We start from the raw sequence: 21,995 nt of genomic DNA on the forward strand, positions 1-21,995 counted from the left end.
CAGAGGGCGGCCCTTTTCGTTGGTAGCGAGCTCAGGTCGACTGCTTGAACGCACTCGGCGTACGGCTGTAGGCCTGGCGGAATGCGTTGGCGAAATGGCTATGGCTGGAGAAGCCCAGATCCGCGGCGAGCGCGGAAAGATCTTCGCTGTGCGGCACCATGTCGAGCGCGCGCGCCAGGCGCAGATGCAAGTGGTAGCGATACAGCGGCACGCCTTCCACCTGGCGGAATACCTGGGTGAGATACACCGGCGAGCAACCGATCTCGGTGCCGATATCGGCGAGAGTCCAGCGCCGCGACAGGTCGCTGGCCAGCAGCACTTTCACGCGATCGGCCAGACGCCGCCGCGCGTGCGTGGCGGCCGGTTCGCGCGCGCTGCGCGGCCCGAGGCTGCGGCCGATCAAGGTGAGCAGCAGTGCTTCCGCTTCGAGCGGTTCGATGCCGTCGCGTTCGAGGTTATGGCGCAGCAGGGCGACCAGGGCTTGCGCGCGCGGATCGATCGGTTGCGATTGCCGGTTGAAACCGACCTTGTCGCCGCCCTGGCGCAGCAAGCTGCGCGGCGCCAGTTCCTCCAGCATCGCATCGGGCACTTCCACCGAGAGGCAGGCGTCGCCGCCGTTCACCGGATGGCTGACCTGGTAGGCCTCGCCCGCGTTGAAGAACAGCATGTGGTTGGCATCGGCGACGGACTGGTCGCTGCCGACATGGCGCACGTAGACGCCGCGATAGGGGAACACCAGGTTGGTCGAGCTGGCGCATTCTTCCGCGCTGCGATGCCGGCAGGCACCGTCGCAGCGCACGTTGCGCAAGGCGACGGTGTCGGTGCTCAGCCAGCGGTCGACGTGGAAGGCGGACATGTTGCGCAGGATAGCTTGATCGGGCCAGGGAAGTGGTTCAGGGAAGTGGGCCAGGGAAGTGGTTCAGGGAAAGCCGAAAGCCAGGCTCGAGAACGCGGTTTCGAAGTCGACGTCTTCGCTGGCTGGCAACGGGCGGGTCCAGATCACATTGAGCAGCCAGCTGCCCTCCGCCGGTACCTTGAAGACGGCGCGGCCGGCTGCGTCGGTACGCTGGGTTTCGACGGGGCTTTCGTCGTGTTCCAGGCGGGTCAGCTTGACCAGGCCACCGGGCAGGGGCTGGCCGAGGTAAAGCACCTGGATGGGCAGTTCATCCACGTGCGGCAAGGCGTAAGGGTTGCGCTCGGGGACGATTTCCAGGGTCAGGCCGAGTGGGCGGGTGACCGTGTCGGCAGCGGCTGTGCCGGGCGGGCCGACCTGCACCAGCGTCTTGGCATGGCGGCCGTAGCGCTCGGCGCCGTCGCGGTCCATGCGATGGGTTCGTTCGCGCTCGGCCAGCGCCGGGGTGAGTCCTTCGGCGTGCAGGTAGTCGTTGAAGCGAATGGCGGGTAGGGAAGTCATCGCGCGGTTGTCGGTTTCCAGTACCAGCAGATGGGTGCCGGGCGTGGTGAACTGCACGTCGGCATCTGCATCGGCGACGCCGGCGTGCAGGCGGGAATGCAGGTCGGTGGCCGTGCCGTCCGGAGCTATGTCTTCGAAGCGCGTGATGCGCCGCGCCGGTATCGGCGAGCGCTGCCGGTAGGGGCCGTGCCCCACCTGCAAGGTGAACTGCGCCGTGCCATGCGGCACGATCCAGTACGGCGACGGCTGCAGCCAGAAGTCGTGCGCGACTACCGGCGATGCAGCGAGTGCGAGCAAGGCGCAGCCGATCCACATACGCATCTTCATTCGAGATGATCCGGCAGATAGCCCGGAGTGACGGGCAAGTAAGGCAGTGCGGCGGCGAGCACCGCGATGGCGATCAGCCAGCTCGATATCACCTTGGCGGCGATCGGCAGGCGCCAGCGCACGGCCAACGCGGCGGGAACCAGCGCGAGCATGCAAAGCCAGGCGGCGGGAAGATGGAGCCAGCGTCCTTCGAAGGCGATCATCGCGCCGCTCCATGCGCCAGCGTCGATGGCCAGCAGCAGGGCAAGCGGTGACGGGAGTCCGCTACGCAGGTGCACCGTTGCGGCGCAAGCGATCACGCTGAGCCAGCCGCAGAGAAACACCAGATCGATCGCCGCACGCGGCAACTTCAGCGCAAAACCAAGCATGGCCGATAGCGCAACCAGGCCGACACATGCCAACCACACGCGCCGCGGCGCAAATGCCAACGCCAGGCCGAACGCGGCGCACAGCAACATTGCTGCGGGCACGCCGCCTCTCATGACAGCGCCTTCAACAGGAACCACAGGCCGGTCACGCCGATCGAGGCGCCCAATCCCCGCGCTACCAGCTTGCCGGCCGGCCGCGCGCACAGCAGGCCCAATCCAATGCCCGCTACATGCAACGACCCCGTGGCCAGCACGAAACCACTGCTATAGCCCACCGGATCGGCCGCCGCGGGCAATTCGCGGCCATGTGCGTAACCATGGAACAGCGCGAACAAGGCCACTACCGCAACCGCTGCCCATGTCGGCGCACGCCACGCCAGCGCGATGCATGCACCGAGCACCAGCACCGATAGCGCGATGCCGCTTTCCACCGACGGCAGCGTGGCGCCGAACATGCCGAGCATCGCGCCGCCGACCATCATCGCGGGGAACACCACCGGCAATACGTGCACCAGCGGGCGGCCGAGAAACGCTCCCCACAAGCCGACCGAGACCATCGCCAACAGATGGTCCGCGCCCGACAGCGGATGGGCGAAGCCGGCGAGAAAGCCGCCGGCCAGGCCCGTGCCCGTATGTGCATAAGCGGGCAGCGAGAGGCCGCACGCGCAGAGCAAGGCGCCACGCGTGCGGATCGACGGCGAGGAAATCACTGATAGGCCCCGGCCGTAGCCGCCTGTCCGTCGGGCGCGGCCAGGAACGGAAAGACGCTGTCCGAATGCTCGCGTTCGTCGCGCGTCAATCCATCGCTGACGCTGTCGGGGGTGCCATCGACCAGCATCGAGCGATAGACATTGGAGGCGCTGTAGGTCGGCGTGCGTCCTCCGCAATCCTTGGCCAGCGCACGCTCGCCGCCCAGCGCCGCACGTTCCACCGCGAAGAACTGCGTGCAGATGGCGGAAGCGCTGTTCACCCACAGGCGATCGTCGGCGAGCAGCGATGCGAGCGCGTGATAGCGGCGCGTCGGTGCTGCCTTGGCGTCCGCCAGCCACTGGTTGCCGCACTTGCCGTCGAAGCCGTCGTACAGGCCCAGGTTGCTGGCGATCTCGTCGACGAACTTCGCCCCATCCGCGGGCGTCGCCATGTTGTAGGTCTCCTTGAACGCATCGCTGATTTCTTCGGGGGCCAGCGTGCCGAGCAACGCATTGCCGGTGAGCGGGCGTCCGGCGCGATCGATCTGCCGCGTCGGCCCCTGCGTGGTAGCCCACACCGCGAGCAGTGGACCGCCCTTGCTCACCACGCCCAGGTCGATGGAGACGACGATGGCCGAGGTGGTCCAGCCGGCGAGCAGGTTCTTTGCGGGGCCGCCCTGGGTATGGCGCCATTCGTCGGCGACGGCGCGTACGGTAGGCGCGTCGAACGCGGGACAGCCGGCCGCATCCACCTTGGCGCCGGCTTCGAGCGCGGCGTGCGCTTTGTCATAGGCGGCGCGGGTGCCCTTGACGTTGTTGAAGAACGGATCGTCGCGCGGGCCGGCAAAGACGCGGAAGCTGCCATGTGCGCTGGCCAATCCCTTCGGGTCGCCGGGGTTGCCTTGCGCCTGGTCGGCATCGCCTGCGGTGCAGGTCAGGTCGGTGCCGGAGCGGAAGCGGCAACGCAGAACAGTGCTGGCGGTGGTGTGGCCGAAACGCTTGCCGCTGTCGATATGAAAGACGTAGTCGAGCTTGTCGGAGAAGGTATGCCCGACGATATCCATCACCAGGTTGAGGTGCTTACCGTCGGGAGAGGTCCAGGCATAGAGGTCGCCGATATCGGCGCGCGGATCGCCGATCACCGACGGCGTGTCGAGGTGGTCCGAGGCCTGGGCCGCGCTGCCGAAGGCCAGATTCAGGGTAAGGCAGGCCAGCGCCTGCAGCCGCCATGCAGCTGTGCGTTTCATCGGGTTGTGCTCGTGTGGAGAGGGCACGAGCAGTAGGCCCGAGATGGGGAAAGCCGGGCTATCAAAATCTTTAGCAAGCCGCTTGCCGGCGCCTGTGCGGGCCGGCAGGGGCGCGCCAACGCCAAGCGGTGCTCAGGCGCGCGTGTAACGCATGATCCAGTTGGTCTCCCAGCTGTGTCCTTGATCCGGCGAGTACGCCTGCTCCCATTGGCAGGTATCGGCCGCGATGGGGGTGAAGATTCCGCGCACCTTGACCGGCTTGCCCTCGAACATGTCGTCGGAGAGGAAGGTGCCGACGCCGCCTGCGAAGCGTCCGCTGCCGGCCGCTTCGATCGAGGTCGGCTTGCCGCCGTCCAGGTACCAGTCGGCCCATTGCCCGCTGGCGGCGTCATAGGCGCGGATGCCCAGGCCGTTGTAAGTCCGGCCGCCACGGCTCGACTCGCTCTCGTTGATGTTGACCAGCCCGCCGAGCATGGCCTGGCAGCGGGAGCTGCCGTCGAACTCGTCCCAGTCCCGGCTGCCCGCCAGGCGCTTGCGCAGGCGCCGGTGGTGCACGCGCCAGTTGCCGAGGAAGAAGTCGAAGTCGTGCGCGCCTGCGGCGGTGGCCGCGGCGGCGGGCAGGCTCGTGCCTAGGCCGCCGAATGCAAGCAGGGCGGGCAGGCTGGCCATGGTCCATTGCAGGACCTGGCGGCGGTGGGCGTCGATCTCGCGCATGCATCACCTCGGCTTGGCTGGGGTGGGTGGGGTGGGACGGGGTGGGCGCAACCATGCGCCGGGTGCGGCGGGGCCGGAATAGCCACTTGGCAAGCGTTGGCCGGACCACTTCGGCGGAGGCTATGATCGTTGCGTGGTTCTCGCCTCGCTTCGAATTGTTCGCTATGACTTCAACCCTATGACTTCGGCGCTACTCGTGATCGACATGCAGCAAGGCCTGTGCACCGGCGCATGGGCCGCGTACGACATCGACCGCGTGCTGCAGCGGGTGAACGGCCTGGTCGACCGCGCCCGCGCCGCCGGCGTGCCAGTGGTGCTGATCCAGCACGAAGAGGCCGAAGGCGATCTGGTGCACGACACGGCCGGTTGGCAGCTGGTCGATGGCTTGCATGCGCAGGCGGACGATCCGCGCGTGCGCAAAGTCACGCCCGATTCCTTCTACGAGACCGAGCTGGGCCAGTTGTTGCAGCAGCGCGGCATCGATCATCTGGCGATCTGCGGCCTGCAAAGCGATTTCTGCATCGACACCACCGTGCGGCGTGCGCTTGCGCTCGGCTATCACGTCAGCCTGGCGGAGGATGCGCACTCGACGGTGGACAACGAGGTGTTGCCTGCGCAGCGGATCATCGCGCATCACAACTGGGTGCTGGCGCGGCTGCAGACCTTCGGCACGCGGATGGAAGTCGTGCCGGCGCAAGCCTTGCGCTTTGCATAAGACCCATCTGATTTTTCTTATGTGATCTACCCAGCGTTTTCACGCTGCTGAACCTTTGCTCAGCAAGTTGTTGCGCCGCGGAATGACGTAGCGCTGACGCTCGCTCATTCTCCGCGGCGAATCCGGGCACGCGCCATAGAACAGCGGGCATCTCGCGATGACTCGCTGCGTTGGCGCGTACGCCTGCCGGTGCCATGGGGGGCACTCAATAAAAGAGGGAGGAATGGTTCATGAATCAAGGCCTCGCGCCGCGCATGCGGCTTGGGTATGGAATGGCACGCAAGCCGCTCGCCGCGGCATGTATCGCCGCCTTGCTGGCATCCGGCATCGCCAACGCACAGGACAGCCCCGCACCCGCCAAGCCGGCGGCTGCCACGCCGCAAGCGCAGGGTCAGCAGACCCAGGACCCCAACAAGAAGCCGGCGCCCGGACAGGTCAGCAACCTGCAGGAAGTGGTGGTCACCGGTATTCGCGGCAGTATCGAGAGTTCGATCCGCGCGAAGCAGAATTCGGACAGCATCATCGAGGCGATTTCAGCCGAGGACATCGGCAAGTTGCCGGATGCGAGTATCGCGGAGAGCCTGGCGCGGTTGCCGGGGTTGGCGACGCAGCGGGTGGATGGTCGTGCGAACGTGATCTCGATCCGCGGCTTGTCGCCGGATTTCGCGGGCACCACGCTCAATGGACGCGAACAGGCGACGATCGGCGAGAACCGGGGCGTGGAATATGACCAGTATCCGTCGGAACTGATCAGCGGGGCGGCGGTGTACAAGACGCCGGATGCCAGTCTGGTCGGGCAGGGTCTGTCCGGCACGGTGGATCTGCATACGATCAAACCGCTGGATCTGCCCAAGCGCGCGATCGCGATCAACCTGCGTGGCGAGCACACCACCAACGACAAGCTCAATCCGGGCTCGGGCGTGGGCGATATGGGCCACCGCGCGAGCTTCTCGTACATCGACCAGTTCCTCGACCATACCTTGGGCGTGGCCGTTGGCTTCGCCCAGCTGGATTCGCCGATCCAGGAGAAGCAGTACCAGGCCTGGTGGTGGAGCGTGAACAACGGCTCGGCCGGCATCGAGCAGAACTGGGGTGGTCCGCATACACCCGGTCTGCCGGACAACGTGCTTTCGCAGGAGGGCATGCAGTTGCGCGCGCAGTCGGAAAACCAGCTGCGCAACGGCTTGATGACCGTGCTGGAATGGGCGCCGGGTGAGCACTACCACACCACGCTGGACCTCTATTACTCGACCTTCAACGAGCGCAAATACAAGAACGGCGTGCAATGGTCGAGCAGCCCCTACAACTCCAATGGCCTACCCGTATATAGCAACGTGGGTATTACGCCTGCTTTGCCGTATCCGATCGTCACCTCCGGAACGATCAGCAATATCGCGCCGATCCTGCAGAACGAGTACAGCAAGGAGAAAGACAAGCTGTTCTCGGCCGGCTGGAACCATCAGTACGACTTCGGCAACGGCTGGGTGATCACCGGCGACCTGTCGTATTCCATGGCGAAGAAGCGGTTGCGCGACGCCTATCTGTTTGGCGGACTGGCCGGCAACCCGACCACGGACGTGTTTTTCCGTACGCCCACCGGTGACGACTATCCGTACTTCCGCCCGGGAGTGGACCTGACCAATCCGGCCAACGTCGTGTTCACGGATCCGGACAACTATGGCTACAACGGCCGCGAGGAGTTCGACAAGCAGAAGGACACGATCAAGGCCGCACGGTTCCAGGTGTCGCATCCGGTGGGCTGGATCTTCAGCACGGTGGACGTAGGCGTTGCCTACTCGGAGCGCAAGAAGACCAAGCAGGCCGACGTGTTCTTCGCCTGGCTCAACGGCAACGGCAATGGCGATGGCGTGGGCAATGGACCCTATAACCATGCGATGGGCGTACCCGTCGGCTCGGCCTTCCTGCGCGGACCGACTTCGCTGAGCTATGGCGGTATCCCTGGCATCCTCAATTACAACGTGCTGGATGCGCTCGGAAGCCAGTTCTATCTGACCCAGCGCAATGGACAGTCGGACTGGAGCCGCAACTACTCGATCACCGAGAAGGTTCCGGTTGCCTATGCCAAGTTCAACATCGATACCCATCTGGGTGACGTGCCGTTGCGCGGCAATGTGGGTGTGCAGTTCGTTCGTACCGACCAGTCCTCCACTGCGGTACAGACCAATGGCGATGCGCTGGTCGGTACGCTCAAGGGTGGCGTCAAGTACAACAAATTCCTGCCGAGCCTCAACCTGGTCGCGCAGATCGCCGACGGGCAGTACCTGCGCTTCGGCCTGGCCAAGACCATGGCGCGCGGCCGCATCGACGACGAGAAGGTGTCCAGCTCCGCCTCGGTCGCCCGTGTCACCGAAGGCCCGGCGGCGGGGCAGGTGTTGTGGTCTGGCAGCGGCGGCAATCCGCAGTTGCGGCCATATATCGCGGTGGGTACCGATTTGTCATGGGAAAAGTACTTCGGCAAATCCAGCTATGTGGCCGTTGCGGTGTTCAACAAGAACCTGCTGAACTACATCTACAACAAGACCGTGCTGGACTTTAATTTCGACAAGGCCGGTTTCGTCAACGACAACCCCACGCTCCAGCCGACCAGTCCGATCGGCTCATTCACCCGCCCTGAGAACGGCACGGGTGGACGGATGGAAGGCCTGGAACTCTCAGGTGCATTCGAAGGCGGCCTGATTACGCAGGCTCTGGACGGCTTCGGTGTGCAGGCGAATTTCTCGCTGACCAACAGTTCGATTCCCGAGAGTTCGGTGTCGTCCATTCCGGGAGGTCCGAAGACCTTGCCTGGTCTGTCGCGCAAGGTGGCCAACCTCGCCGTGTACTACGAGAAGTACGGTTGGTCGATTCGCGTGGCCGAGCGTTACCGCTCTTCGTTTACCGGTGAGGCCGTGCCGCTGTTCGACCAGCTCGGTTACGTAAAGGTGTTGGCTGATAAGCAGACTGACCTGCAGATCGGCTACGCCTTCGCTGACGACACCCGTTTGAATGGCTTGTCGCTGCTGCTGCAGGTCAACAACCTCAGCAATTCTGCGCAGAAGACCCAGCAGATATCCGGCTTGCCGAACAACGTGCAGGTGGGGAGGCCGTTGGATTACGTGACCTGGGGCCGCACGGTGATGTTCGGCCTGAATTACAAGCTCTAAAGCGCGAGCACACGGCTCCCTCTCCCCACGGGGGAGAGGGAGCCGTGGTGTTGAGGGCCAGGCTCAGTCGTCGTACTGCAGCTTCGGATACCAATCCTTCCCGCGCCCCTCCGGCGTCATATCGAGCAAGGTCCAGATCGGCATCGGGTCCGGCGCGCCGCGCGGGTCCTGGCCTGGATCGGCGGTCTCCATGCTCATTTCCTCGCTCCAGAAATGCCGGATCGTGCCATCGCGCCGGGTGAACACATTGAGCGACGGCATGTCGCTGCCATCCGGCGCGATGCCGCGGAAATCGCGCGTGTAATCGCCATTGAGGTCGGTATACAAGGGCAGGTCGCGCCAGCCGCGCTCCTGCTTGAAGGCGAGCAGGCGCTCGATCGGCGCGCCGGCCACCACCGCCAGCGCCACGCGTTGCTGGATATCGCGGGCCTCGCCATTCCATGCACCCAATAGCGAGGTGCACATCGGGCAGGGACGTTCGCGCTTGGCGCCGAACATATAGCTGTAGACCAGCAGGGTCTGCTTGTCGCCGAACAGGCTGGCGAAATCGAGCGGACCTTGCGCGCCTTCGAAGCGATAGTCGCCGGTGATCGCCGGACCGCGCGGCAAGCTGCGGCGCTGCTCGGCGACGCGTTCGATCTGGCGGCGCAGTTCGATCTCTTCGGCCAATAGCGCCGTACGCGCCTTGCGGTATTCGGCGCTCTCGCCGGGGATGGTGACGCCGGAGCGTGCGGCCAGGTCGGTGGCGGGAACCAGGGGAGTTGCACTCATCTTGTCGTCCTCCTGCGGGTGGGGAAGGTCAATCGCGATCCGGCGCGCCGAGCGGGAACAGCGGGCGATAGGGCCGTGCCTCGTTCACCGCACGCGCGAACGAAGGCCGTGCGAGCAGGCGCTTGCGGTAGGCGATGACGTTGGCGAATGCCGGATCGATCGGGTGGGTCCAGTCGGCGTAGAACAGGAACGGCGCCGCGCCGCAATCGGCGAGCGTGAAGCGGTCGCCAACCGCCCAGGTGCGGTCGGCCATGGTGCGGTCGAGCCAGCCATAGGCGGCTTCGAGCATCTGGCGTGCTTCCTTGACGCCATGCACATCCTGGGTGCCTTGCGGGCGGATCGCATCGAACACCACTTTCTGTTGCGGCGTGGAAATGTAGTTGTCGAAGAAGCGGTCCATCGCGCGCACCTCCAAGGCGTCGCGCGGATCTTCCGGCAGCAGGCGCACCGGGCCGGCGTGATGCAGCCCCAGGTATTCGATGATGGTGCTTGCCTCCGCCACCATGCGCCCGTCGTCGACCAGCACCGGGAAGCGCTTGACCGGCCACATCTGCAGCCACTCCTGGATCGCCTGCGGATGCTCGGGCGACAGCTCGTGCCATTCGAATGGCGTGCCGTTCTCGTACAGCGCGATCAGCACCTTCTGGCTGTAGGAGGAGAACGGGTGGGCGTAGAGCTGCAGGGCCATGGGAATTCCAGTCGTTTCGAGGGGACATGAAGGCGACGAACGGGCGGTTGTCGAATCGACATCGTTTCACTCGTCATTCCGGCGCAGGCCGGAATCCAGTAGCGATCGCGTCAGGTCAAGTGAAGGCGCCCCACGCGATGCTCTTGGTTTCGCGCGACAACCGGGCGCTACCGCTACTGGATTCCGGCCTGCGCCGGAATGACGGCTGTCAAGGCATATGCGAAGGAAGACTTTGCAGTTCTCCTTCGTAACCGCTACGATGCCGCCCCATGCCCACCCCAGCCCCCCGGCCCGACGCTACCCACGCCCTCGCGGTGGAAATGCGCATGGTGTTCGGCCAGCTCGCGCGCCGCCTGCGCAAGCAGGGCCGCACGGATCAGTTGACCTCCGCGCAGACCTCGGTGCTGATCCAGCTCGAGCGCCACGGCGCCGCCACGGTGACCGCGCTGGCGCATGCCGAGGGTGTGCGGCCGCAGTCGATGGGTGCCACCGTGGCCTCGCTCGAAGCGCTGGAGCTGGTGGCCGGCGCGCCGGATCCGGCCGATGGCAGGCAGACGCTGTGGACGCTCACGCCGGCCTGCCACGAACTGGTGCGCGCCAGCCGCGCCGCGCGCGAGGACTGGCTCGACCGCCTGCTGCGCGAGCAGCTCGACGAACGCGAGCAGGCCCAGCTCGCCGCCACGATGCCGCTGCTGCGCCGCCTGCTCGATGCGTCGACGGAGCCGCGCGTCCCCTGAGTGTGTTCTCCCCCGCGCGCCCGCGCGGCGCGTGTCCCCGCACGTAACGGAGTTTCCGCATGAGCATCACCGCGATCGACGCGAAGACCGCACTTATCCTGATCGACCTGCAGAAGGGCATCGTCGCCTATCCGACCGCGCATCCCGTCGATGCCGTGATCGAGCACGCGCGCCAACTGGCCGATGCGTTTCGCCAACACCAACTGCCGGTGGTGCTGGTGAACGTCACCGGTGGCGCTCCAGGCCGCGTCGAGCAGCGTGCAGCTGGCGAGCGCCCGGCGGACTGGGCCGAGCTGGTGCCTGAGCTGGACGTGCAGCCCAGCGATCACCGCGTCAGCAAGCAGACCTGGGGCGCGTTCGCCAGCACCGATCTGGGCGATGAGCTGCGCAGGCAAGGCGTCACCCAGGTGGTGATCGGTGGCGTGTCCACCAGCATCGGCGTGGAATCCACCGCGCGCCAGGCGTTCGAAGCGGGCTTCAACGTGACGCTGGCGATCGACGCGATGACCGACACCCGCGCCGAAGCGCACGACAACAGCATCGCGCGCATCTTCCCGCGCCTGGGCGAAACCGGCACGACGCGCGAGATCATCGAACGTCTCGACGCACGCGCATGAGCGACGCCACCGCCACCGGCAAGGACGCGCGCCGGTGCTAGGCGCGTTCCGCTCGCTGCGCAGCTACAACTACCGTGTGTGGTCGGCGGGCGGCCTGGTCTCCAATGTCGGCACCTGGATGCAGCGCACCGCGCAGGACTGGCTGGTGCTCACCGAGCTGACCCACAAGAACGCCACCGCGGTGGGCATCGTGATGGCCTTGCAGTTCGGTCCGCAGCTGCTGCTGTTGCCGCTGACGGGCTATGCGGCCGACCATCTGGATCGGCGCAAGCTGCTGTTGGTGACCCAGGCGCTGATGGGCCTGCTGGCGCTGGGCCTGGGCCTGCTGACCCTGGCCGGGTGGGTGCGGCTATGGCACGTGTACGTATTCGCCGGGCTGCTCGGCGCGGTGGCGGCGTTCGATGCGCCTGCGCGGCAGACCTTCGTGTCGGAACTGGCTGGCGAGAACGATCTCTCCAACGCGGTGGCGCTCAACTCCACGTCGTTCAATGCCGCGCGCATGATCGGTCCGGCGGTGGCCGGCGCGCTGCTGGCGTCGATGAGCGCGGGCTGGGTGTTCCTGCTCAATGCCTTCTCGTATGTGGCGGTGCTCGCTTCGCTGGGCCTGCTGCGCACGGCCGAGTTTCATCCGCGGCTGCGTGCGGAGCATCGCCGCGGCGGCCTGATGGAAGGCTTCCGCTATGTGTGGGGCCGGCGCGATCTGCGCGCGGTGCTGCTGATGCTGTTCCTGATCGGCACCTTCGGCCTGAACTTCCCTATCTTCATTGCCGCGATGGTGGTGAAGGTTTTCCACGGCGAGGCGAACCAGTACGGCCTGCTGACCTCGCTGATGGCTGCCGGTTCGGTCGCCGGCGCGCTGTTCGCCGCGCAGCAGGCGCGGCCGCGGCTGGGTTATCTGCTCGGTGCGGCGTTGTGCTTCGGCATCGGCTGCGTGCTGGCGGCGGTGATGCCCACCTATGTGTGGTTCGGCGTAATGCTCATGCTGGTGGGCATGGCTGCGCAGACCTACACCACCTCCACCAACAGCCTGGTGCAGTTGTCGACCGAGCCGGCGATGCGCGGACGGGTGATCGCCATCCAGTTCGCCATCGCCATGGGCGGCACGCCGATCGGCGCGCCGCTGGTGGGCTGGGTGGCGGACACGCTGGGGCCGCGCTGGTCGCTGGGCCTGGGTGCGTTGTCCGGGTTGGCGGCGGTGGCGGTCGGCTTGCGCTACTTCGTGCGCTATCGGCAGTTGCGCATGTTCGTCGAGGGTGGGCGTTTGCGTTTCAGCGTGTCGCTGACGACTGAAGCGAGCCGGGCGGTGGCGGAAAAAGCCTGACCTGAAAAAAACGTGGCCCGGAAAAAAAGCCGCGCCCGCCGGGTGTGTCGGCGGACGCGGGAAATTGCGCCTACAGGGGTGGAGGCGCGAGCTACGAGGTTGGTCCGGCTTCCCGGCCGGGCGCGCGAGATATGCCGACCAGGGCGTGAGGCGGCCGTGAAAACGGCCGCCTCCGCGATTCGCTCACGGCGAGGGGATTACTGCGGCGCGATGTGAGTGCTGCACTCCACCGGGTCGCTGCAGGGCAGGTCCATGGCGCGCAGGTTGAGCGAGCCGTCCGCCGCCGGGGTGGCGGTCACCTGCACGGTGCCGTCGGCGTACACGATCTCGCCGGTGGTCGGAGTGGTGCTGCCGGTCGGGGCCACGCTGAGGTTGGCGCCGATGCCCATCGGCAGCACCAGGAACTGGCCGCCGGCAGTGGCGAAGGCGCCGAGCACGCGGCCGTTGGCATGGTTGACCTGCACGTAGCGCACGCCATCGCGCTCGAACACGTAGACGTGCCAATGCGGGCTGGCGCTGACGTCGGGCGCATTGGGCCAGGCCTGGCCCAGGCCGGAGGCGGGCTGGCTGGCCTGGGCCGCCAGCGGCGACAGGGCAAGCGCGAACAGGACGAGCAGACCGCGCCGGACCAGCCGGCGTGCACTGCGCTGCGTGTTGGATTGGGTCATGGCATTTCCCCTTGCATGGATGTGATGGTTACGCACTGCACGAGCGCCCCCAAGGCTAGCGCCGTCCGCTCGCAGATGCTGGGACGTCCGGGCAGGCTTTCAACGCAATACCGGTTCTTTAGACAGACTCCCGACCGTCACACCGTCTGCACGGCCCTGGCGCGACCTTACCGCCGCTGCGCCAGGGGGGCGCCACAGGGGGCAAGACCAACACCATCTCCCAGCCCAGGGTTCCTGGCGACGCAGGTCGCCGGCAAGCGATCGGCATGAGGCCGGTCCGGGGCCAGCCGTATCCGGACAGACGCAGGCGCGGACGCAAGGTCCGCGCCCAGGGGGTTCATCTATCCAACAGGGAGCAGATGCAATGCGCATGAATCGATCAGGGATATGGGGCGCGGTCGCCGCGCTGACGTTCGTTGCTGGAGCGGCGAATGCAGGTACGTTTCCGGATTTTGGTTATCAGCCGCCGTCCAAGCTGTATAGCGGACCGTTGTTTCAGTTGAGCCAGGATTATCCGAAGCAGATGCCGAATTCGACGCCGCCGGGATTCTTCGGCCAGTTGCCGAAACCGTTGAGCAATGATTTCGAGAAATGGCGCCCGTATACGGACGCAGTAAAGAAATACTGCCTGGAAGGTAATGTGGAAACCGACTGGGTGGTGCAGAAGAACCCGGTGCGCAAGTGGTACCACGCGCCGTGGCAGCACTACGGCCCGGATGGCCGCGAAGGCATCCACGGCCTGACCAAGGAAGCGCAGATCCAGGTCAAGCAGCTGGCGCCGACCCAGACCACCACGGGTCAGACCTATGCGGTGGGCATCTACAACGACATCGGCGGCTACACCTTCGGCCAGGTCTGGAAGGACCCGCAGAATCCCGATCCGCGCTACACCTCCAAGCCCAACAGCTTCCCGAACGGCACGGTGGTGTGCAAAGCGCTGTTCGCCGACGTGGTGCAGTCGCAGGTGCCATTCCTGCAAAACCCGGTCCAGTGGGATGCGTACATCACCGACACGTTCGCTTCGTCGAACCGGGTGATCCGCAAGGTGGCGCTGATCCAGATGGACTTCGCCGTGCGCGACACGCGCATTCCGGGCACGGGCTGGATCTTCGGCACGTTCCAGTACAACGGTGCGGTGACCGGCAAGCCGGGCTGGGACAACCTGATCCCGGTGGGCGTGATGTGGGGCAACGATCCGGAAAACAACGGCAACGACTACACCAATCCGCAGCCGTCGGTGACCAAGATCAATCCCAAGCTGCTGGAGTCGGCGATCAATGCCAACACCAAGGAATTGCCGCCCACCCACCTGGGCTGGAACGGACGCCTCAATGGCCCGGTGGACAATCCGGTCAGCGCCTGCATGAGTTGCCATATGACGGCCGAAGCACCGGCGGTGTCGCCGATGAATCCGACCTTCCAGGCCAATCCGCCGCCGGTGGGTTCGAAGGAATGGATGCGCTGGTTCCAGAACGAGCCGGCCGGCTGGCCGTTCGATCCGGGCAAGGCGCTGAGCACGGATTACAGCCTGCAGCTGGCCGGTGGCCTGCAGAACTTCTATGACTGGAAGTGCAACCAGGGCGGTGTGTTCGTGGGTGGCGGCAATGCCTGCACCAACCGCGCGGGCCCGCGCCTGCAGCTCAATGCGTTGCCGCAGCCGACCAAGATCTTCAAGGTGACCCGCGATCCGGGCCTGGAAGAGGTCCACTGAGGATGCTGCGTTCGTCCCCTCTCCCGTGCGGGAGAGGGGACGTCGTTGCGGTGTAGGTTGGGGTGAGCCGACGGCGAACCCCAACGTTGCGATGCGCTTGGAGGTGTCGATGTCGGGCGCTAGCTCTCGACGAAATCCTTCAAGCGCAGCAAGGCCGCATCCCACTGCGCCGCGATCGCATCGAGCGAACGCCGCGCCTCGTCCAGGCGCGATGGTTCCAGTTCCCAGCGCCGCTCGCGCCCGAGCTTCGCATCGCGCACCAGCCCCGCCTCCGCCAGCACCTGCAGGTGCTTGGTGACGGCTTGCCGGCTGATCTCGGTGCCCAGCGTGAGCTGGGCGATCGACAGCGCGCCACCGGCACAGAGCAGGGCGACCAGGCGCAGGCGGGTGGCATCGCCCAGTGCGGCGAAGACCGGCGCGGCGCGTTGCAGCGCGGGTGCGCTGATCGGTTTATTGCGGGTCGACATGGCGGCGGATGTTGTGCATCTGTTCTTCCCAGCCACCGCTGTTCATGCGGTAGGCCTCGTGGCGGCGCGCGACCGGGATCTGGTCGAAGCCCGATTCGACCACGCGCAGCAGGGTGCCGCCAGCGTGGTCTTCCAGCATGAACTCGACCAGCGTGGTCGGCTCGTCCGCGTAGTCATGCTTGCGGTCGATCGCATAGGGGTGCCAGCGGAACGAGAAGTAGCGCTCCGGCTCGATGCGCTCGACCAGGGCTTCCAGCACGAGATCTTCGTAGCCGGGATAAGTGAGGTTGCCGCGGGTGTACTCGCCGGCGACGAAGCGCTGGCCCTGGAGTTTCACGCCGAACCAGCTGCCAAATGATTCGGCGTCGGCAAGAGCCTGCCACACGCGCGAGCGCGGGGCCTTGAGCTGGACCTGGCGTTCGATGCGGTCGGTCGATGGGATGTTCATGCAGTCCTCCTGGGGCGGGTGGGGAAAGCTTAAATGCAACTAAAAGGTTGCATGTTAGATGCGGTGCCCGCGAAATGCAACCGATTGGTTGCCTGTTGCCGGGGCTGCTGTTTGCCCGCTTCCAGTCATGTTCCGCCGCGGCCATGGTGCTAACGTGTCGCGCCGTCGTAACTGCCGCACGAATCCCCGCATGACTTATCCGCTCCGGCGCGCTTTCGCCGCCATGCTCCTGCTTGCCATGGCGCATAGCGCATTTGCACAGACGCCGCGCAGCGTGATGCTGGAAGACTTCACCTGGACCGAGCTGCGCGACGCGCAACAGGCCGGCAAGACCACCATCATCATTCCGATCGGCGGCACCGAGCAGAGCGGGCCGGGCGTTGCGCTGGGCAAGCACAACGCACGTGCGGTCTTTCTCGCACGCCGTATTGCCGAGCGTCTCGGCGACGCGCTGGTCGCGCCGGTGGTGGCCTATGTGCCGGAAGGTGCGATTTCGCCGCCGCAGGGCCATATGAAATTCCCCGGCACCATCACCGTGCCGGACGCCGCCTTCGAAGCCACCCTGGTTTCCGCGGCGCAGAGCTTCGCGGCGCACGGTTTTCGCAACGTGGTGTTCCTCGGCGACCACGGTGGTTATCAGAACGATTTGAAGCGCGTCGTCGCGCAGTTGGATAAAGCCTGGGCCGGCAAGCCGGTGCACGCCTTCGTGCCAGCCGCTTATTACCAGACCAGCTCCGACGGCTTCAGCGCGATGCTGCGCAAGCAGGGCTATCGCGACGACGAGATCGGCAGCCACGCCGGTCTCGCCGACACTTCGCTGCAATTGGCCGTGGCGCCCGAGATGGTGCGCATGGATGCTCTGAAGCGCGGCCCGAAGCTGGGCGCCGCCGACGGCGTGTTCGGCGGCGATCCGCGTCGCTCCAGCGCCGCGCTCGGCCAGGCCGGCGTCGATGCTATCGTTGCGCGGACCGTGGATGCGATCCGCCAGGCTACGGCCGGCCGCTGATCTGCGCGGCCGGGCTTTCCCTCTCCCTCGAAGAACAATACGGAACTCCCCCATGAAGTCTCGTTCCCTTTGCGCGCCGCGCCTTGCCATCCTCGCAAGCGCGCTGGCCGGTCTTGGCCTTTCCTTCGCCGCGCAGGCGACGCCGCCGGTGCAGACCGTGGCCGGCATGCCTGCCGTGATCAATCCGGCCAATATGTACAGCGAAGCGCACGCCGGCAATTTCAGCCCGGCGGTGAAGGGCGCGCTGGAGCGCATCTACGTGCCCAACCTGCGCTCGGACACGGTGTCGGTGATCGACCCGGCCACCTATAAAGTGATCGACACCTTGCCGGTGGGCCGCAGCCCGCAGCACGTGGTGCCGGCGTGGGATCTGCAGACGCTGTGGGTTACCAATAACGCCGAAGGCCGCAGCGACGGCAGCCTTACGCCGATCGATCCGAAGACCGGCAAGGCCGGCAAGGCGATCGAAGTGGACGATCCGTACAACATGTATTTCACCCCGGACGGCAAGGAGGCCATCGTGGTGGCCGAGGCGCATGCGCGGCTCGACTTCCGCGATGCGCACACCATGCAGCTGCGCAGCAAGCTCGAGGCGCCGGAGTGCAAGGGCATCAACCACGCCGATTTCTCGATCGACGGCCGCTACGCCATCTTCACCTGCGAATTCGGCGGCAAGCTGGTGAAGATCGACATGGTCAACCGCAAGGTGCTCGGCTATCTGGATCTGAATGCCAAGGGCATGCCGCAGGACATCCGCGTCTCGCCCGACGGCAAGGTGTTCTATGTGGCCGACATGATGTCCGACGGCGTGTTCCTGGTGGACGGCGACAGCTTCACCAAGATCGGTTTCGTCAAGACCGGCATCGGCACGCATGGTCTGTATCCGAGCCGCGACGGCAGCAAGCTGTACGTCGCCAACCGCGGCTCGAACCACGTGCACGGCGAGCGCCGCGGCAACAAGAAGGGCATCAACAAGGGCAGTGTGTCGGTGATCGATTTCGCCACGCGCCAGGTGGTGGCTAACTGGCCGATCCCCGGCGGCGGCAGCCCCGACATGGGCAACGTGAGCGCGGACGGCAAGACGCTGTGGCTGTCCGGCCGCTACGACGACCTGGTCTACGCCTTCGACACCAGCACCGGCGCGGTGCGCAAGATCAAGGTCGGCGCCGAGCCGCACGGCCTCGCGGTGTGGCCGCAGCCGGGCCGTTACTCGCTGGGCCATACGGGCATCATGCGCTGAGCGTTCGCCCGGTTCATGCTGCAAACGACACCGCCACCTTTTGGGTGGCGGTGTCGTTTTGGCTCAGTGCGATGCTTTAAGATCCATTCGATCGACGGGCGGCTCTGCTGCAACGCCGCTCTGTCGATGGCAGCGACCGCAACGGTTCGCCGCAAGGACTGATTCCACTCTGGCATGGGAGCCACACCGACATGATGTTCCCCCGTATCCGTTATTCCGTGCTCGCGGCGAGCCTCGCCGCGCTGCTGCTCAGCGCCTGCGGTGCGGGCGACAAGCCGGCCGCCACCGAGGCGGCCGCGCCGCAGGCACCCGCGCCGCAGACCCCCAGGACGCCCGCGCCGGTGCCGTTCAACATCGCCCTGTGCGTGGACGGGCAGTGCGGCGTGATCGACCAGAACGCCGCGCCGGTGCTGCCGTTCGAGAACGACTACGACAACCTCTCGCCTTACGTCATGCACGACAGCTTGCTGGCGAACAAGGGCGGCCAATGGATGCTGCTCGACGCCAGCACCAAGGCCACCCTCAAGTCCGTCGACGGCGACATCTACGACGCCGCGCCGGGCTACTTCGGCTTCGCCCGCGACGGCAAGATCGGCGTGATGGACTTCAAGGGCAACGAGGTGCAGCCGCCGCGTTTCGATTCGACCTTCAGCGGCGGCGAGAACCAGTACATCGGCTTCGAGATCGGCGACAAGCGCGGCCTGCTCGATCCGCAGGGCAAGCCGCTGGCCGAGGCGCTGTACGACAGCACCACGATCCGCGAAGACTTCGACCGGCACGCTGGCCTGGTGACGGCCGAGCGCGGCGACACGCACTGGGTGATCGACCTGAAGAACGGCGCGCAGAAAGAGGTGCCGTACGAAAAGCTCGGCGAGCTGCACGACGGCCACATGGTGGCCACGCTGATCATGGACAGCAAGAGCGGCCTGGTCGATGCATCCGGCACGCTGGTGGTGCCGCTGCAATATGACTGGATCGGCGAGCCGGGCGAGGGCCTGGTGGCGTTCCGCGAGAAGAGCGGCGGCGCCTGCGGTTATCTCGACTACCAGGGCAAGCTGGTGATCGAAGCGCGCTTCGCCGGCTGCGAAACCTTCGGCAAGAAGGGCGCGCTGGTGAAGGAGCGCGGCGCCGACGGTGCCAGCGGCAAGGCCGGTTTCATCGATCGTTCCGGCGCGTGGCTGCTGCAGCCGGCCTACGTGGACGTGGCCGGCGCGGGCCATAGCCGGCTGGGCATGACCGGACACGTGCCCGGCTACAACGTGGTCTACAAGCAGGCCAGCGAGTTCGCCTACGACGCGGGCATCTTCGATGCCAACCAGGGCAAGGAGCTGGTGGCGCCGACCTACGAGCAGATCGGCGTGCTGACGCCGGACCGCCTGCTGTTCGCCCGCAAGGACAGCCCGCGCACCAGCTTCAGCTTCATGGGCCAGGACAACGAGGTGCCGGCGGTGGGGCTGATGGATGCGAGCGGCAAGGTGCTGCTGAAGCCGGAGCGCTTCGTGGATATCGAGCTGCACAAGTCCGGGCGCTATCTGGTTGCGCGCGACGGCAACGCCACCGCGCACGAGGCCTTGTACGACCTCGACGGCCATGAGCTGATCGGCCCGCAGTGGCATGCGCTGCAGGTCGACGAGAAGAACGCGGTGATCTTCGGCTACGAGATCGAAGGGCAGGGCGACGAAGAAGTGCGTCACCTGAAGGCTGCGTACGACCTGGCGGGCAAGCCGCTGTTCGTGGTCAAGCACACCGAGTGCGGTGCGGAGCAGCTGGTGGATGGCGCCGGCAAGGTGGTGTGGCCGCAGGATGTGAAGCCGTATTGCGCGAAAGCGCAAGCCAGCTGAGTTTTCAGTCTCCACGTTGAAACCCTTCTCCCTCCGGGAGCACGCGGGGAGGGCACCGGGATGTGCCCGGCTTTGAGGAGCGAGGAAGGTGGCGGCAGCCGGATGAGGGTACGGGCGGAGTGAAGCGCACCACTCCGCCCGTACCCTCACCCCAACCCCTCTCCCGACGGGAGAGGGGCTTCAGCGCCAGAACTCACGGCGTCAGGAAGCCGAGCTTCTTCCCCTTCGGCAACTGCTTGATCTCCCACTCCGCCCGCGCCGCCGCCGCGCGATCCGGATAGCTCCTCGAGCCCAGCAACCGCAACGGCGGATGCGACCGCGTATACCGCGCGCCCTTGCCGTCGGCATGCGCCCGATAGCGCGCCTCCAGATCGTTGGTAATGCCGGCGTAGTACGAGCCATCGCGGCATTCGAGCAGATAGAGAAACCAGGGGCGTTCGTCGTTGGACACGAAGGAGGCGGCAAGAGGGAACCGGGCGATATAATCGCCGACCATCCACCCCGCAGGAACCCCGCCATGTCCGACATCCCCGCCTGCCCGCGCTGCGGCATGGAGAACACCTATCCGGACGGCGACAACTACGTCTGCGCCGACTGCGCCCACGAATGGCCGATCGCCGCCGCCGCGGCGCAAGAGGAAGCGCTGGTGGTGCGCGACGTCAACGGCAACGTGCTCGCCGCCGGCGACACGGTGGTGGTGATCAAGGACCTCAAGGTGAAAGGCTCCTCGATTCCGCTCAAGCAGGGCACGGTGATCCGCGGCATCCGCCTGGTCGACGGCGACGCGGAGCACATCGAAGGCCATTCGGACAAGATCAAGGGCCTGGTGCTGAAGGTCTGCTTCCTGCGCAAGGCCTGAGCCGGCACGGCGCCGCGGCTCGCATCACGGAAGCGGCGCTAAAGAATTCGCAGCGGCCGCCGATAGGGCGTTCAGTGCCCATCGCCAACCGTCCGGAGCCGTCCCGCCCCATGCAGAAAACGCCCGCCCGCTTGACCGGTAACCGCGTCGACTGGGACGACGAGCGCCTCTCGGCCCTGTTGAAAAAGACCGAGAGCTGGACCCTGGACAACCGCGACAGCGCGGACCCGCTGGAGGTGCAACTGCACGTCGGCTGGGGCGCATCGTCGGGACGCCACGCCAGCCTGGTGTGGGAGCGCGACCAGGCGGTGGTACTGGTGACCGCCTTCGTCATCGCGGTCGGCCAGCACGTGCGCATCGACCGCCATGTCGGCGAGGAAGTGCGCAGCGCCTGGGGCGTGGTGGTGGATGGGCGCGAGGGCTTCCGCGCCGAAGACCGCGAAGCCGGCGCCTGGGTGCACTGGGTACACGTGCGCTAAAGCCTGGCGTCAGCGAAAAACAGCGGCCGCGTTCACCTAAACGCGGCGCGAAGACGGCACAATCGTGCGCATGCCGGCGGGGCGCACCAGGCGCGCCGCCCTCGATCGCGAGGTGACGCGCCCATGTCTTTCCATAAGCCGCCGTCCAAGTGGGATGCCAATCAGGTCAACTGGTCCGATCCCGAGCTGAAAGCGCTGCTCGACCGCTCCGAGAACTGGACGCTGGACAACCGCAGCGGCTTCGAGGCGCAGCGGGTGGACGTGCATATCGGCTGGGGCGCCAGCGGCGGCCGGCCGGCCCTGCTGGTGTGGGAACGCGGTCAGGCGATGGTGCTGGAAACGCAGTTCCCGATCGCCAAGGACGAGAAGCTGCGCATCGACCGCGTCACCGCCACCGGCCTGCGCAGCGTGTGGGGCGTGGTGGCGGACGGGCGCAAGGGCACCCGTGCGGACGACGAGGAAAACAATATCTACGTGCACTGGGTGCACACCCAGTAAAGCGAG

Annotated in this window: 24 protein-coding genes; 12 read left to right on the forward strand and 12 right to left on the reverse strand. The window is 66.1% G+C overall.

All coding sequences use genetic code 11. From position 1 onward, the window contains the following. Nucleotides 1–31: 31 nt before the first annotated feature. The 6 genes from AB4083_RS08960 to AB4083_RS08985 form a co-directional block, all read right to left on the reverse strand. On the reverse strand, nucleotides 32–856 hold the full coding sequence (locus AB4083_RS08960) for a helix-turn-helix transcriptional regulator (protein WP_441607442.1): 825 nt from the start codon (nucleotides 854–856) through the stop codon (nucleotides 32–34). A gap of 63 nt (nucleotides 857–919) precedes the next feature. Beyond that, the gene (locus AB4083_RS08965; RefSeq protein WP_441607443.1) at nucleotides 920–1,741 is read right to left on the reverse strand and encodes a DUF4198 domain-containing protein; all 822 of its coding nucleotides are present in this window, start codon (nucleotides 1,739–1,741) and stop codon (nucleotides 920–922) included. Further along, a complete protein-coding gene (locus AB4083_RS08970; RefSeq protein WP_441607444.1) occupies nucleotides 1,738–2,211 on the reverse strand; it encodes a hypothetical protein in 474 nt (157 codons plus the stop codon). The genes AB4083_RS08965 and AB4083_RS08970 overlap by 4 nt, the downstream gene beginning before the upstream one ends. 8 nt (nucleotides 2,212–2,219) lie before the next feature. After that, entirely contained in the window at nucleotides 2,220–2,819 is a 600-nt protein-coding gene (locus AB4083_RS08975) for a HupE/UreJ family protein (RefSeq protein ID WP_441607445.1), read from the reverse strand. Beyond that, entirely contained in the window at nucleotides 2,816–4,045 is a 1,230-nt protein-coding gene (locus tag AB4083_RS08980) for a DUF4331 family protein (RefSeq protein WP_441607446.1), read from the reverse strand. The genes AB4083_RS08975 and AB4083_RS08980 overlap by 4 nt, the downstream gene beginning before the upstream one ends. A 132-nt stretch (nucleotides 4,046–4,177) precedes the next feature. Beyond that, nucleotides 4,178–4,759 carry a hypothetical protein gene (locus AB4083_RS08985; RefSeq protein ID WP_441607447.1) on the reverse strand — a complete coding sequence of 194 codons (582 nt, stop codon included), beginning with the start codon at nucleotides 4,757–4,759 and terminating at the stop codon, nucleotides 4,178–4,180. Nucleotides 4,760–4,937: 178 nt separating this feature from the next. Between AB4083_RS08985 and AB4083_RS08990 the strand changes: the two genes are divergently transcribed. Together AB4083_RS08990 and AB4083_RS08995 are read left to right on the forward strand one after the other, a co-directional pair. Next, nucleotides 4,938–5,474: a cysteine hydrolase family protein gene (locus tag AB4083_RS08990; protein ID WP_441607448.1), complete on the forward strand. Its 537-nt coding sequence runs from the start codon at nucleotides 4,938–4,940 to the stop codon at nucleotides 5,472–5,474. A 230-nt stretch (nucleotides 5,475–5,704) separates the two neighbouring features. Further along, a complete protein-coding gene (locus AB4083_RS08995; RefSeq protein ID WP_441607449.1) occupies nucleotides 5,705–8,638 on the forward strand; it encodes a TonB-dependent receptor in 2,934 nt (977 codons plus the stop codon). Between the two features lie 63 nt (nucleotides 8,639–8,701). On the opposite strand, the gene AB4083_RS09000 is transcribed toward AB4083_RS08995, so the two are convergent. Then, nucleotides 8,702–9,409, reverse strand: coding sequence for a DUF899 family protein (locus AB4083_RS09000; RefSeq protein WP_441607450.1), 708 nt, complete (start codon nucleotides 9,407–9,409; stop codon nucleotides 8,702–8,704). A gap of 28 nt (nucleotides 9,410–9,437) precedes the next feature. Continuing rightward, nucleotides 9,438–10,097 (reverse strand): glutathione S-transferase family protein, encoded by a 660-nt coding sequence (locus AB4083_RS09005; protein ID WP_441607451.1) that lies wholly within the window; start codon nucleotides 10,095–10,097, stop codon nucleotides 9,438–9,440. A gap of 269 nt (nucleotides 10,098–10,366) precedes the next feature. On the opposite strand from AB4083_RS09005, the gene AB4083_RS09010 reads away from it, so the two are divergent. From AB4083_RS09010 to AB4083_RS09020, 3 genes are read left to right on the forward strand one after another with little or no spacing between them, the layout of a single operon-like run. Then, on the forward strand, nucleotides 10,367–10,834 hold the full coding sequence (locus AB4083_RS09010) for a MarR family winged helix-turn-helix transcriptional regulator (protein WP_441607452.1): 468 nt from the start codon (nucleotides 10,367–10,369) through the stop codon (nucleotides 10,832–10,834). A 59-nt stretch (nucleotides 10,835–10,893) separates the two neighbouring features. Then, a complete protein-coding gene (locus tag AB4083_RS09015) occupies nucleotides 10,894–11,451 on the forward strand; it encodes an isochorismatase family protein (protein ID WP_441607453.1) in 558 nt (185 codons plus the stop codon). 34 nt (nucleotides 11,452–11,485) lie between these two features. After that, nucleotides 11,486–12,772, forward strand: a complete 1,287-nt coding sequence (locus AB4083_RS09020) for an MFS transporter (protein WP_441607454.1) — start codon at nucleotides 11,486–11,488, stop codon at nucleotides 12,770–12,772. A gap of 197 nt (nucleotides 12,773–12,969) precedes the next feature. Here AB4083_RS09020 and AB4083_RS09025 read toward each other — a convergent pair whose 3' ends face one another. Then, on the reverse strand, nucleotides 12,970–13,440 hold the full coding sequence (locus AB4083_RS09025; RefSeq protein ID WP_441607455.1) for a hypothetical protein: 471 nt from the start codon (nucleotides 13,438–13,440) through the stop codon (nucleotides 12,970–12,972). A 370-nt stretch (nucleotides 13,441–13,810) separates the two neighbouring features. On the opposite strand from AB4083_RS09025, the gene AB4083_RS09030 reads away from it, so the two are divergent. Continuing rightward, nucleotides 13,811–15,151, forward strand: coding sequence for a hypothetical protein (locus AB4083_RS09030; protein WP_441607456.1), 1,341 nt, complete (start codon nucleotides 13,811–13,813; stop codon nucleotides 15,149–15,151). A gap of 119 nt (nucleotides 15,152–15,270) precedes the next feature. Here the strand turns inward: AB4083_RS09030 and AB4083_RS09035 are convergent, their stop codons facing one another. Continuing rightward, on the reverse strand, nucleotides 15,271–15,618 hold the full coding sequence (locus AB4083_RS09035) for an ArsR/SmtB family transcription factor (RefSeq protein ID WP_441607457.1): 348 nt from the start codon (nucleotides 15,616–15,618) through the stop codon (nucleotides 15,271–15,273). After that, nucleotides 15,602–16,066, reverse strand: a complete 465-nt coding sequence (locus AB4083_RS09040) for an SRPBCC family protein (protein ID WP_441607458.1) — start codon at nucleotides 16,064–16,066, stop codon at nucleotides 15,602–15,604. The genes AB4083_RS09035 and AB4083_RS09040 overlap by 17 nt, the downstream gene beginning before the upstream one ends. Before the next feature lie 190 nt (nucleotides 16,067–16,256). Between AB4083_RS09040 and AB4083_RS09045 the strand changes: the two genes are divergently transcribed. From AB4083_RS09045 to AB4083_RS09055, 3 genes are all read left to right on the forward strand, one after another. Continuing rightward, nucleotides 16,257–17,072, forward strand: coding sequence for a creatininase family protein (locus AB4083_RS09045; RefSeq protein WP_441607459.1), 816 nt, complete (start codon nucleotides 16,257–16,259; stop codon nucleotides 17,070–17,072). Between the two features lie 52 nt (nucleotides 17,073–17,124). Continuing rightward, nucleotides 17,125–18,312 carry a YVTN family beta-propeller repeat protein gene (locus AB4083_RS09050; RefSeq protein WP_441607460.1) on the forward strand — a complete coding sequence of 396 codons (1,188 nt, stop codon included), beginning with the start codon at nucleotides 17,125–17,127 and terminating at the stop codon, nucleotides 18,310–18,312. Between the two features lie 191 nt (nucleotides 18,313–18,503). After that, a complete protein-coding gene (locus AB4083_RS09055) occupies nucleotides 18,504–20,153 on the forward strand; it encodes a WG repeat-containing protein (RefSeq protein ID WP_441607461.1) in 1,650 nt (549 codons plus the stop codon). 193 nt (nucleotides 20,154–20,346) lie between these two features. Here the strand turns inward: AB4083_RS09055 and AB4083_RS09060 are convergent, their stop codons facing one another. Beyond that, nucleotides 20,347–20,604, reverse strand: a complete 258-nt coding sequence (locus AB4083_RS09060; protein ID WP_441607462.1) for a GIY-YIG nuclease family protein — start codon at nucleotides 20,602–20,604, stop codon at nucleotides 20,347–20,349. Between the two features lie 66 nt (nucleotides 20,605–20,670). Here AB4083_RS09060 and AB4083_RS09065 point away from each other — a divergent pair, with 66 nt between their 5' ends. The 3 genes from AB4083_RS09065 (at nucleotide 20,671) to AB4083_RS09075 (ending at nucleotide 21,989) form a co-directional block, all read left to right on the forward strand. Continuing rightward, nucleotides 20,671–21,012 (forward strand): zinc ribbon domain-containing protein YjdM, encoded by a 342-nt coding sequence (locus tag AB4083_RS09065; protein WP_441607463.1) that lies wholly within the window; start codon nucleotides 20,671–20,673, stop codon nucleotides 21,010–21,012. A 110-nt stretch (nucleotides 21,013–21,122) separates the two neighbouring features. Next, entirely contained in the window at nucleotides 21,123–21,491 is a 369-nt protein-coding gene (locus AB4083_RS09070) for a hypothetical protein (protein WP_441607464.1), read from the forward strand. Between the two features lie 123 nt (nucleotides 21,492–21,614). Then, complete coding sequence (locus AB4083_RS09075) at nucleotides 21,615–21,989, forward strand: hypothetical protein (protein WP_441607465.1); 375 nt, start codon at nucleotides 21,615–21,617, stop codon at nucleotides 21,987–21,989. Nucleotides 21,990–21,995 lie beyond the last annotated feature (6 nt).

This window comes from Dyella sp. 2RAB6 (assembly GCF_052115385.1).
In the GTDB taxonomy this organism is placed as follows: domain Bacteria; phylum Pseudomonadota; class Gammaproteobacteria; order Xanthomonadales; family Rhodanobacteraceae; genus Dyella_D.